9 protein-coding genes are annotated in these 11,587 nt (G+C 67.8%); 4 read left to right on the top strand and 5 right to left on the bottom strand.

The window, feature by feature from the left end:
• The first annotated feature begins 116 nt into the window (after positions 1 to 116).
• Positions 117 to 1,097 carry a cation diffusion facilitator family transporter gene (locus VPH47_RS14740; RefSeq protein ID WP_046983236.1) on the top strand — a complete coding sequence of 327 codons (981 nt, stop codon included), beginning with the start codon at positions 117 to 119 and terminating at the stop codon, positions 1,095 to 1,097.
• 38 nt (positions 1,098 to 1,135) lie between these two features.
• On the opposite strand, the gene nfi is transcribed toward VPH47_RS14740, so the two are convergent.
• Positions 1,136 to 1,810 carry a deoxyribonuclease V gene (gene nfi, locus VPH47_RS14735; RefSeq protein ID WP_368851119.1) on the bottom strand — a complete coding sequence of 225 codons (675 nt, stop codon included), beginning with the start codon at positions 1,808 to 1,810 and terminating at the stop codon, positions 1,136 to 1,138.
• Positions 1,811 to 1,904: 94 nt separating this feature from the next.
• Here nfi and gpmA point away from each other — a divergent pair, with 94 nt between their 5' ends.
• A complete protein-coding gene (gene gpmA / locus VPH47_RS14730) occupies positions 1,905 to 2,654 on the top strand; it encodes a 2,3-diphosphoglycerate-dependent phosphoglycerate mutase (RefSeq protein ID WP_032127519.1) in 750 nt (249 codons plus the stop codon).
• Between the two features lie 209 nt (positions 2,655 to 2,863).
• On the top strand, positions 2,864 to 4,957 hold the full coding sequence (locus VPH47_RS14725) for a M13 family metallopeptidase (RefSeq protein ID WP_368851118.1): 2,094 nt from the start codon (positions 2,864 to 2,866) through the stop codon (positions 4,955 to 4,957).
• A 92-nt stretch (positions 4,958 to 5,049) separates the two neighbouring features.
• Here VPH47_RS14725 and VPH47_RS14720 read toward each other — a convergent pair whose 3' ends face one another.
• From VPH47_RS14720 to VPH47_RS14705, 4 genes are all read right to left on the bottom strand, one after another.
• A complete protein-coding gene (locus VPH47_RS14720; protein ID WP_032127517.1) occupies positions 5,050 to 5,667 on the bottom strand; it encodes an HD-GYP domain-containing protein in 618 nt (205 codons plus the stop codon).
• 44 nt (positions 5,668 to 5,711) lie between these two features.
• Entirely contained in the window at positions 5,712 to 9,176 is a 3,465-nt protein-coding gene (gene mfd / locus VPH47_RS14715) for a transcription-repair coupling factor (RefSeq protein WP_368851117.1), read from the bottom strand.
• Positions 9,177 to 9,325: 149 nt separating this feature from the next.
• Complete coding sequence (locus tag VPH47_RS14710; RefSeq protein ID WP_004150340.1) at positions 9,326 to 9,871, bottom strand: GNAT family N-acetyltransferase; 546 nt, start codon at positions 9,869 to 9,871, stop codon at positions 9,326 to 9,328.
• Positions 9,872 to 9,966: 95 nt separating this feature from the next.
• Positions 9,967 to 10,824, bottom strand: a complete 858-nt coding sequence (locus tag VPH47_RS14705) for a 23S rRNA (adenine(2030)-N(6))-methyltransferase RlmJ (RefSeq protein WP_014036453.1) — start codon at positions 10,822 to 10,824, stop codon at positions 9,967 to 9,969.
• A 35-nt stretch (positions 10,825 to 10,859) separates the two neighbouring features.
• On the opposite strand from VPH47_RS14705, the gene creB reads away from it, so the two are divergent.
• Positions 10,860 to 11,585: a two-component system response regulator CreB gene (creB, locus tag VPH47_RS14700; protein ID WP_110711666.1), complete on the top strand. Its 726-nt coding sequence runs from the start codon at positions 10,860 to 10,862 to the stop codon at positions 11,583 to 11,585.
• Positions 11,586 to 11,587: the final 2 nt, after the last annotated feature.

The following is an 11,587-nucleotide window of genomic DNA, read 5'->3' as shown; positions in this document are numbered from 1 at the left end:
GTAGCGCCGGGCCATGCCCGGTGAGGGACCGCGTGGCCTGCAATGTTATAAACACCGTAATAGTCTCCTCCGCCAGCACGGCGTAGCCTGCACCGCATCGCAAAGGAGCTGTTGCCATGGGCCACGACCACGATCACCTGCCATCCGAGATCCGCCACGAGAAACCCTTGTGGTGGGCACTCGGCCTGACCTCCACCTTCCTCGTCGTCGAGGTGGTGGGCGCGTTCTGGACCAACAGCCTGGCACTGCTGTCAGACGCCGCGCACATGGCCACCGATGCGCTGGCGCTGATGATCGCGCTGGTCGCGGTGCGGCTGAGCCGGCGCCCGCCGGACGCGCGCCGCACCTACGGCTATGCGCGCCTGGAAGCGCTCGGCGCGATGATCAACGGCGCGATGCTGTTCGTGGTTGCCGCCTATATCCTGTGGGAGGCAGTCGGGCGCTTCCGCGAGCCGCAGGAGATCGCCTCCTCCGGCATGCTGGTGATCGCGGCTGCGGGCCTGGTCATCAACCTGATCTCGATGCGCCTGCTGCAGGCGGGCAGTGGCGAGAGCCTCAACGTGAAGGGCGCCTACCTGGAAGTGTGGGCGGACATGCTCGGCTCGGTGGCGGTGATCGCCGGTGCGTTGTTGATCAAGTGGACCGGCTGGAAGCCGATCGACCCGATCCTGGCGGTGCTGATCGGTTTGTGGGTGTTGCCGCGCACCTATGTGCTGATGCGCGAGGCGATCAACGTGCTGCTGGAAGGCGTGCCCAAGGGCATGGACGTGGCCAAGGTGCGCGACAGCCTGTCCGGCCATGCCGCCGTGCTGGACGTGCATGACCTGCATGTGTGGGCGCTGGCCTCCAGCACCCCGGCGCTGACCGCGCACATCGTGATGCGCGACGGCACCGATGCCGATGCGCTGCGCCGTGAGCTGGGCGGGCGCCTGCACGATGACTTCGGCATCGAGCACGTGACGCTGCAGATCGAAGCGGACCACTGCGGCGAAGCCTGTGGTGAGCCGGCGCCGGCCAAGGGCGGCGAGCACGAGGGCCATGAAGGCCATGACCACGGCGAGGACGCGCAGGGCCATCGCGGCCACGTGCATCGTTGATCGAGGATGACGACCGCGCCGGATGATGCCCGGTGTGGTCATTCGTCCCGTCGCGAGGCCAGCCGGTCCGCCAGCCGCGTCGGCTCCGGCAGCCGGTAACCGCGCAGCGTGCGCCGTACCCAGTCCAGCGCGGTATCCGCACTGACCCGATGGCCGCCGGCCACGAACAGCGGCTTGCAGCGCAGCTTGCTGCGCAGCACCCAGCCCAGTTGCTCATCGCCATCCAGCAGCGGCATATGTGCGCCGGCCTCGGCGCCCGGTTCGACGAAGCGGCCCACCAGTTTCGACTTGGCCACGCCGATGCTTGGCAGGTCGGTGACCACACCGAGGTGAGCGGCCACCCCCAGCCGGCGCGGGTGGCTGATGCCATGGCCATCGACGAACACCAGGTCCGGTGCGCGCGGCAGCAGCGCCAGTGCGGCCAGCAGTGCCGGCAACTCGCGGAAGCTGAGCAGGCCGGGGATGTAGGGCATCACCGTGGGGATGCGCGCGATCTCCTGCGCCACGGGCTGCAGCGTCTCCGCATCCAACAACACCGCCGCGGCGCGGGTGATGGCGCCGCCCTCTTCAAAGCCGACATCCAGCCCGGCCAGCCAGCGCACCGTGCGTGGCAGCCGGTCCTGGCGCTCCACACGGCCTGCCAGCTGGAGCTGCTGCGCGCGTGCCGCGGCGACGCTGCCTTCCCAGCGCCCGGGGTCGATCACCGTATTCATTGGTCACAGCATCGCATGCGCGGTGCCACGGCCCGGTGAGCGGCGCCCGGGGCTACAATGGCAGCCTGCCTTTCCTCGCGTTGGAGACCCTGCAGTGACCCGTAAACTCGTACTGTTGCGCCATGGCCAGAGCCAGTGGAACCTGGACAACCGCTTCACCGGCTGGGTCGATGTCGACCTGACCGAGCAGGGGCGCCGGGAAGCGGCCGCCGCCGGTCGCCTGATGCGCGAGGAAGGCCTGCAGTTCGACGTCGCCCACACCTCCGTGCTCAAGCGCGCCATCCACACCCTGCAGGGTGCACTGGCCGAGCTGGAGCAGGACTGGCTGCCGGTGAACAAGTCCTGGCGCCTCAACGAACGCCATTACGGCGGCCTGCAGGGCCTGGACAAGGCCGAGACCGCTGCCAAGCACGGCGAGGAGCAGGTCAAGGTGTGGCGTCGTTCGTACGACATCCCGCCGCCGGCCATGGACCTGGAAGATCCGGGCCACCCGATCCATGACCGCCGTTACGCCGGCCTGGACCGCAACGCGCTGCCGGGCACCGAATCGCTGGCCACCACGCTGGACCGCGTGCTGCCGTACTGGCACGACGCCATCGCGCCGCAGCTGAAGGACGGCAAGACCGTGCTGGTCACCGCCCACGGCAATTCGCTGCGCGCGCTGTACAAGTACCTCAACAACGTCTCGCGCGAGGAAATCCTCGAGCTGAACATCCCGACCGGCATCCCGCTGCTGTTCGAACTGAACGACGACCTGACGGTGAAGTCGTTCCGCTACCTGGGCGACCCGGAAGCAGCGCGCAAGGCCGCTGAAGCCGTGGCCAACCAGGGCAAGGCGAAATAAAACAGAAGGCCGGCGCAAGCCGGCCTTCGCTTTTTGTAGAGTCGAGCCATGCTCGACTGCTGTTGGCCTCTTGCCGCAAGGACAATAAACCCGGAACGGAGAGCAGTCGAGCATGGCTCGACTCTACAGAAGGGCGTCCTGTGACCTTTGGCCGGTCCCCACGCTGGGCCTCCCCGGCTACCCTGTGAAATTACCCGCAGGAGAGCCTCATGAACGTCCGCAATCTGGTCCCGCTGGGCCTGACCATCGCCATCGCTGCCTCGCTGGCCGCCTGTGGCAAGAATGAAACCGCGCCGGCGGCCAGCGCCGACGCCAAGCCGGCCTTCGACCTGTCGCAGATCAAGACGCCGCTGATCTCGCTCAACAGCGCCGATCTGGATCCGGCCATTTCGGCCTGTACCGACCTCAATGGCTTCGTCAACAGCAAGTGGCTGAAGGCCAACCCGGTGCCGGGCGACCAGACCACCTGGGGCAGCTTCGAGATCCTGCGCGAGCGCTCGCTGGAAGTGCAGCACGCACTGGTGCAGCAGGCCGCGGCCAGCCAGGCCAAGGCCGGCTCGGTGGAAGCCAAGATCGGTGACATCTGGAAGACCGGCAACGATGAAGCCAAGATCGAAGCCGCCGGCCTGGCGCCGCTGCAGCCGCAGCTGGACAAGATCACGGCGCTGAACGATACCGCTGCCATCACCCAGTACCTGCGCGACAGCCAGGCCGAGGGCAAGGGCGTGCTGTTCTCGCTGTTCGCCAATGCCGACTACAAGGATTCGGCCAACGTCATCGCCTATGTCGGCCAGGGCGGCCTCGGCCTGCCGGAGAAGGGCTATTACTTCGACGACGCGCAGGCCAAGATCCGCGACGCCTACGTGGCCTACATCGCACAGGTGCTGACCCTGTCCGGCGTGGACGCGGCGCAGGCGGCCGAGCAGGCCAAGGCTGTGATGGCCTTTGAAACCCGCCTGGCCAAGGCCTCGATGTCGCGCATTGAAATGCGTGACCCGGCCAAGCGCTACAACCCGCTCAGCGCGGCCGACGCCGACAAGCTGACCCCGAACTTCAGCTGGACCGCGCTGTTCGACACCCTGAAGGTGCCGGCCGCGCAGAAGTTCTCGCTGGCCCAGCCGGGCTTCTTCGGTGAAATGGACAAGATGCTGGCCGACGTGCCGGCCAGCACCTGGCAGGCCTACCTGCGCTTCCACACCATCGACGACGCCTCGCCGTACCTGAGCAGCCAGTTCGAGAAGGCCAACTTCGATTTCTATGGCACCACCCTGCGTGGCCAGAAGGAAATGCAGCCGCGCTGGAAGCGCGTGCTGGAGTCGGTCAACGGTGGCATGGGCGAAGCCCTGGGCCAGCTGTATGTCGATGCCGTGTTCCCGGCCGAATCCAAGGTGGCCATGCAGCACCTGGTGGAAAACCTCTCGGTGGCGCTGAAGGCGCGCCTGGAGCAGCTGCCGTGGATGGGCGAAGAAACCAAGAAGAAGGCGCTGGAAAAGTGGGCCAGCTTCACTCCGAAGATCGGTTACCCGGACAAGTGGCGCGAGTGGACCGGCCTGCAGACCAACGGTGACAGCTACCTGGGCAACATGCAGGCGGCACGTGCGTTCAATTACCGCTACATGCTGGACAAGATCGGCAAGCCGGTGGACAGGACCGAGTGGGGCATGACCCCGCAGACCGTCAACGCGTACTACAACGCCACCAAGAACGAGATCGTGTTCCCGGCGGCGATCCTGCAGGCACCTTTCTTCGACGCCAAGGCCGATCCGGCGCTGAACTACGGCGGCATCGGTGCGGTCATCGGCCACGAGATGATGCACGGCTACGATGACTCGGGCAGCCAGTTCGCCGCCAACGGCAACTTCGACAACTGGTGGACCGATGCCGACCGCAAGGCCTTCACCGAGCGTACCGACCAGCTGGTCGCGCAGTTCGACGGCTATGAATCGGTGCCGGGCGTGTTCGTGAAGGGCAAGCTGACCCTGGGCGAGAACATCGGCGACCTGGGTGGCCTGACCGTGGCCTACGACGCGCTGCAGATGGCGCTGAAGGAAGACCCGAAGGCGAACGTCGAAGTGGACGGCCACAGCCAGGACCAGCGCTTCTTCATGAACTGGGCCACCGTGTGGCGCCGCAACTTCACCGACGGTGAGCTGCGCGTCCGCTTGAACACCGACCCGCACGCGCCGGCCAACTTCCGTGCCAACGGCGCGCCGTCGAACATGCCGTCGTATGCCGCTGCGTTCCAGTGCAAGGCCGGCGACGCGATGGTGCGTGCCGACGACAAGCGCGTAGTGATCTGGTAGTCGATCATCCGTGATGCGTGAAGCGAAAGGCCCGGCGAACGCCGGGCCTTTCGTCTGTCCGCTCGGAGGCGCCGGGACGAGCGCGGCGGATCTCAGGCCAGCGCAGGCTCCTGCGCCAGCATGCGATGGAAGCGCTGCAGCACATAGGGATCGATCAGGCCGCCGGACTGCTCGTCGATGATGCGCAACGCGGTCTCGCGTTCCATCGCTGCGCGGTAGGGGCGCACGCTGGTCATGGCATCGTAGGCATCAGCAACGGTGACGATGCGTGAGCCCAGCGGAATGCTTTCGCCACGCAGGCCGTCGGGATAGCCGCTGCCATCGAAGGCTTCGTGATGGGCGCGGATCAGGCGTGCGACCGGCGCCGCATCGCTGCGGCCGGTGGCCAGGAAGATGTGCTCGCCACGCACCGGGTGCTCGCGCATGATCGCGCGTTCCTCGTCGGTATGCCGGCGCGGTGTCAGCAGTACATCGTCGGGGATGCCGATCTTGCCGATGTCATGGAAGCGCGCGGCCAGGCCGATCTGCGAGCAGGCATCGTCATCGAGATCGCAGTGCGTGGCCAGGCGCTGCGCGAGCAGTCCGACGCGGTCGCAGTGGTGGCGGGTGTAGGCGTCGCGCATCTGCAGCGACATCGAGAGGGCATCGATCAGGCAGGCCTGCGCGTGCAGCAGGTCGGGGGCGGGTACGGCGTCAGGAAACATGGTCATCCGCCCGCACCGGGTGGGGACCGGTGCGGGGTATTCGGGGGCGATCAACCCGGGGCGAGGGTGGTCAGAAGGGCGCGGGCCGCATTGAAGCGGTCTTCCGGCAACGGCAGCGGGTGCTTGATGCGCAGCTTGTCAGGCCCTTCCATGGCGTAGAGGTTCGGTTGTTTCTGGATCAGCTGGATCACCGCCATCGGGTCGATGTTCGGCTTGGACTCGAACACGATGCGGCCACCGTTCTCGCCCAGGTCCAGCTTGCGGATGCCGAGGGTGTTGGCCTTCAGCTTCAGCTCGGCGATGGCGAACAGGTGCTTGGCCGCATCCGGCAGCAGGCCGAAGCGGTCGATCATCTCCACCTGCAGCTCGCGCAGCGCATCACTGTCGCGCGCGCTGGAAATGCGCTTGTACAGGGTCAGGCGGGTGTGCACGTCCGGCAGGTAGTCTTCCGGAATCAGCGCCGGCACATGCAGCTCGACCTCGGCACCGCGCACTTCTTCGCCGGCATCCAGGTCGGGCAGCTTGCCCTGCTTGATGCTGCGCACCGCGCGTTCCAGCAGTTCGGTGTACAGGCTGAAGCCAACCTCGGCCATCTGCCCGCTCTGGTCCTCGCCGAGCAGTTCACCAGCACCGCGGATCTCCAGGTCGTGCGTGGCCAGGGTGAAGCCGGCGCCGAGTTCGTCCATCGAGGCGATCGCTTCCAGGCGCTTCTCCGCATCCGGGGTGATCGAACGACGATCAGGTGCCACCAGGTAGGCGTAGGCGCGGTGGTGCGAACGACCGACACGACCACGCAGCTGGTGCAGCTGGGCCAGGCCGAAGCGATCGGCGCGGTTGATGATGATGGTGTTGGCGTTGGGGATGTCGATGCCCGACTCGATGATCGTGGTCGACAGCAGCACGTTGAAGCGCTGCTTCTGGAAATCCAGCATCACCTTTTCCAGCTCGCGCTCGGGCATCTGCCCGTGGGCGATGCCGATGCGCGCCTCCGGCACCAGCTCGGACAGCTCGCGCTGCATGCGGCCGATGCTTTCCACGTCGTTGTGCAGGAAGTACAGCTGGCCACCACGCGCCAGCTCGCGCTGGAAGGCTTCGCGCAGCAGCGCGTTGTCCCACTGGGTGATGAAGGTCTGCACCGCCAGCCGGTTCGGCGGCGGCGTGGCGATGATCGACAGGTCGCGCAGGCCGGCCATGGCCATGTTGAGCGTGCGCGGGATCGGCGTGGCGGTCAGGGTCAGCAGGTGCACGTTGGCGCGCAGCGCCTTCAGTGCTTCCTTCTGGCGTACGCCGAAACGCTGCTCCTCGTCGACGATGACCATGCCCAGGTCCTTGAACTTCACGTCCGGCTGCAGCAGGCGATGGGTACCGACGATGACGTCGATGGTGCCGGCGGCGACCTTTTCCAGCTCGGCCTTGATTTCCTTGGTGGTCTTGAAGCGCGACAGCACCTCGACCTTCAGCGGGTAATCGGCGAAACGGTCGCGGAAGTTGCGGTAATGCTGTTCGGCCAGCAGCGTGGTCGGCACCAGCACGGCCACCTGCTTGCCGGCACTGGCGGCGGCGAATGCCGCACGCACCGCCACCTCGGTCTTGCCGAAGCCAACGTCGCCGCAGACCACACGGTCCATCGGCTGGCTGCTGGCCAGGTCGCGCAGGGTGGCGTCGATCGCGGCCAGCTGGTCCGGGGTTTCCTCGAACGGGAAACCGGCGGCGAACGGCTCGTACATCGCGCGGTCCACCTGCAGCGCCAGGCCGGCACGGGCCTGGCGGCGGGCCTGGATCTCCAGCAGCTCGGCGGCGACGTCGCGCACCTTCTCGGCGGCCTTGCGCTTGGCCTTGCTCCACTGTTCGCCACCGAGCGAATGCAGTGGCGCGGTTTCCGCCGACGCACCGGAGTAACGGCTGATCAGGTGCAGCTGGGCGACCGGCACATACAGGCGGTCGCCCTTGGCGTATTCGATTTCCAGGAACTCGCCGGGCATGCCGCCGACGTCCATCGCGATCAGGCCACGGTAGCGGCCGACGCCATGGTCCTCGTGCACGATCGGCGCACCCTCGGTCAGTTCGCCGAGGTCGCGGATGATCGCTTCCGGCTCGCGGCCGGCACGGCGCGTGCGGCGGGTGCTGCCGGCGCGCTCGGGGAACAGCTGGCGCTCGGTCAGCACCGCGATGCGCGGATCGTCCAGTGCGAAGCCATCCTCCAGCGGCGCCACCGCGATCGCGAAACGCGCATCGTCGGCGAGGAAGCTGGGCAGGTCGGCCACCACCGGCGGCTTCAGCTCGGCGGCCTGCAACACTTCCAGCAGGGCCTCGCGACGCCCGGGCGAATCGGCGGCAATCAGCACCCGGCCCGGATAGTGACCGAGGAAGGATTTCAGCGCATCGCCAGCGGGGGCTTCGCGTGCGGCCACCGGCAGTGGTGGCAGCAGCTGGTCACCCAGCGCGTGGGCATCGGCGATGCGCGCGTGGTCAGCCGACCACACTTCGATACGCGGGGCATCGTTCAGGCGCTCGCGCAGCAGTTCCGGCGACAGGTACAGCGCCGAGGGTGGCAGCAGCGGCCGTTCCACATCGTGGCGGCGCTGTTCGTAGCGCTCACCGGTCTGCGCCCAGAATGCTTCAGCGGCTTCGCCGGTACCGGCGCAGACCACCGGCAGGCTGCCGTCGGGCAGGTAGTCGAACAGGGTCGCGGTGCGTTCGAAGAACAGCGGCAGGTAGTACTCGACGCCGGCCGGGGCCAGCCCGGACTTCAGGTCCTGGTACAGCGCGCTGCGCCGGGTATCGACATCGAAGCGCTCGCGCAGCGTGGCCAGCACGCGGGCGATGCTGGCCTCGTCCATCGGCACTTCGCGGCCAGGCAGCATGTGCACCGCCTCGACCTTGTCCAGCGAGCGCTGGCTTTCCGGATCGAAGGCGCGGATCGAGTCGATGTCCTCGTCCAGCAGCTCCACCCGCAGCGGCTCGTCGGCGCCCATCGGGAACACGTCGAGCAGGCCGCCGCGCACGGCGAAGTCACCCGGGTCCATCACCTGCGGCACGTTGCGATAGCCGGCGCTTTCCAGGCGGCGCTTCTCGGCTTCCAGGTCCAGGCGCTGGCCGACCTTCAGGTCGAAGCTGCCACCGATCACGTAGCTGCGCGGGGCCAGCTGCTGCAGCAGGGTCTGCACCGGCACGATCACCAGGCCGCGCTTCAGCGTGGGCAGGCGGTGCAGGGCGGACAGGCGCTGCGAAATGATGTCCGGATGCGGGCTGAAGCGGTCGTAGGGCAGGGTTTCCCAGTCCGGGAAGGCCACCACCGGCAGGGCCGGATCGCCGCCGAGCAGGGTCTGCAGGTCGGCTTCGAGCTGGTTGGCACCGTGGTTGTCACGGGCGATCACCAGCAGCGGGGCGTCGTGCGCACGCGCGGCCTGGGCCAGATACCAGGCCAGGGCGGTCGGCGAAGCGGGGGCGCGCCACCAGGCGCGGAGCTGGCCGGCGCGCGGCAGCGGCGGGGCGGGGTATGAGGTACGCGACATGGACCCCGGATTTTAGCAGAAGCCCGATCGAAGCCCGGTGAGTCGTGCCGGCCGCTGGCCGGCCGCCTCATGTGCCGTTGGGGTAGCGCAATGCCGGCCAGCGGCCGGCACTACCGGGAGGCATCGCCGGGCAGAGCCCGGCGCATCCGTCAGTTGTCCAGCTCCAGCACCATCCGCACCAGGCCTTCGGCACCGGTCGGGTGCGGCACCGGCTTGAAGCCCAGCGAGGCGGCCAGCTGCTTCATCGGCTCGTTCTCGGCGGCGACGTCGCCGTACAGGCGGTCCAGGTACTTGCCGCGGCCCCACTTCACCAGCTTGCGCATCAGCTGCCGGCCCAGGCCCTGGCCAATGAGGAAGCGGCTGATCAGGATCGCGTACTCGGCTTCACGGGTACCGGGGATGATCGAGGCCCGGGCGACCGCGCCGACCACCGCCTCACCGGCGGGGAGGGATTCGGCAGCGACCAGGGTGATCTCGGTCTTGGGATTCGGGTGGGTCAGGCGCTGGGTGGTTTCCGGCGAAAGCTCGGTCACCGCCTGCAGGAAACGATCACGGATTTCTTCCGGCCCGAACAGGCTGAACGCCGCTTGCAGCGGTGCGCCATCTTCCGGGCGGATGGGGCGGATCAGCAGCTCGTGGCCGCTGGGAGCCTTGAAGATCTCATGCCAGGGCGGCATGCGGTTGCGAGTGGCCATACCGGGTGATTCCTTGGTGGTCCATCGATTGTGGCATCACCGGGGCTGCATTCCGTGAACGAAAGGCTCACGGCGGTACAGCCTCGTGAAGGCCGTTATTCGGGTGCTTTGAGCCAATCCAGGCGGGTGCTGGCCCCGGGTTCACCCAGGTGCTGGCGCAGCGCCGGCAGGGCCGGGCCGACCACCCGGTCGAACTGCCAGGGCGGGTTGAGCAGCAGCATGCCGCTGCCGTTGAGGCGCAGCGGTGAGTCGTCCGGGCGCACCAGGAACTCGATCGTCATCGCCGATTTCACCGGCAGGGCGGTGGCCTTGCGCAGGAAATGCAGGATGGTGCGGCGCTGCTTGATCGGGAACCAGACGGCACACGTGGCCTGCGGCCAGCGCGCCAGGGTCTCGCCCAGCGCGGCCAGGACCGCCTGGTATTCGGCGTCCTGGGCCTCGTAGGGCGGGTCGATCAGCACCAGGCCACGGCCGATCTTGCTGCCGTTGAACTTCGGCGGCAGCAGCGAACGCAGCAGCGCATAGCCATCGCCCGCCCGCACGTCGACGCGGCTGTCATGGGCGAACAGGGCCTTCAGCGTGGCCGTTTCGGCTTCCTGCAGCTCACAGACCGCCATGCGGTCCTGCGCACGCATCGCCTGCGCGCTCAACAGCGGCGAGCCGGGGTAGTTGGTCAGCGCGCCGACCGGATTGTCGGCCTGCACCGCCTTCAGGTAGCGCTCGACCACCTCGGGCAGCTTGGGCTGGGCCATCAAGCGCATGATCCCGGACTCGGCCTCCAGGGTCTTGCGGCTCTCTTCGCTGGCCAGCAGGTAGCGGCCGGCACCGCCGTGGGTGTCGAGCACGAAGAACGGGCTGTCCTTGCGCTTGAAGCTGTCGATCAGGGCCAGCTGCACGATGTGCTTGAGCACATCGGCGTGGTTGCCGGCATGGAAGGCGTGGCGATAGTTCATGGGCGGCAGTGTACGGGGCGGCGGCCGCAGCGGCTATGCTGCGCGCCATGACAGCTCCTGTTGCCCATGTCCTGGTGGTCGAGGACGAAGCCGCCATCGCCGAAACCGTGCTCTATGCGCTGCGCAGCGAGGGCTATGCCGCCAGTCACTGCCTGTTGGGCGGTGAGGCCCTGCAGCGGCTGCAGGCCGGCGATATCGATGTGCTGGTGCTGGACGTGGGCCTGCCCGATCTCGGCGGCTTCGAGGTCTGCCGGCGGCTGCGTGCACAGCCGGGGCCGGCGGCGCAGCTGCCGGTGATCTTCCTGACCGCGCGCAACGACGAAGTGGACCGCGTGCTCGGCCTGGAGCTGGGCGCCGACGACTACATGACCAAGCCGTTCTCGCCGCGCGAGCTGGTGGCACGGGTGCGTGCACGCCTGCGCCGTGCGGCGCCGGTCGTCGCAGCGCCCAGCGCCGATGCGGGCTGGCAGGAACATGGCGCGTTCGCCATCGACCGCGAAGGCCGGCGCATCCGCTTCCGCGGACAGGCGCTGGACCTCACCCGCTACGAGTACGCACTGTTGGAAGCATTGCTGCAGCGCCCGGGTGCCATCCTCAGCCGCGCGCAGTTGATGGACCGGGGCTGGGACAGCAGTGCCGACAGTGCCGACCGCACCGTCGACACCCATGTAAAGACGCTGCGCGCCAAGCTGCGAGCGGCTGGGGCCAGCGACGATCCTATCCGCACCCACCGTGGCCTCGGCTACGCGCTGGAGGTCTAGCC

The sequence above is a fragment of the Stenotrophomonas sp. WED208 genome (assembly GCF_040984485.1).
GTDB lineage: Bacteria > Pseudomonadota > Gammaproteobacteria > Xanthomonadales > Xanthomonadaceae > Stenotrophomonas > Stenotrophomonas riyadhensis.
Note: the sequence above shows the minus strand (reverse complement) of the source record. Positions and strands in the feature narration are given on the sequence as shown.

Bases quoted from the DNA above. Each gene is read 5' to 3' on its own strand.
- VPH47_RS14740 (WP_046983236.1), top strand. From the start codon at position 117: ATGGGCCACGACCACGATCACCTGCCATCCGAGATCCGCCACGAGAAA.
- VPH47_RS14710 (WP_004150340.1), bottom strand. From the start codon at position 9,871: ATGGCCACTCGCAACCGCATGCCGCCCTGGCATGAGATCTTCAAGGCT.
- VPH47_RS14725 (WP_368851118.1), top strand. From the start codon at position 2,864: ATGAACGTCCGCAATCTGGTCCCGCTGGGCCTGACCATCGCCATCGCT.
- VPH47_RS14705 (WP_014036453.1), bottom strand. From the start codon at position 10,824: ATGAACTATCGCCACGCCTTCCATGCCGGCAACCACGCCGATGTGCTC.
- VPH47_RS14720 (WP_032127517.1), bottom strand. From the start codon at position 5,667: ATGACCATGTTTCCTGACGCCGTACCCGCCCCCGACCTGCTGCACGCG.
- creB (WP_110711666.1), top strand. From the start codon at position 10,860: ATGCTGCGCGCCATGACAGCTCCTGTTGCCCATGTCCTGGTGGTCGAG.
- mfd (WP_368851117.1), bottom strand. From the start codon at position 9,176: ATGTCGCGTACCTCATACCCCGCCCCGCCGCTGCCGCGCGCCGGCCAG.
- nfi (WP_368851119.1), bottom strand. From the start codon at position 1,810: ATGAATACGGTGATCGACCCCGGGCGCTGGGAAGGCAGCGTCGCCGCG.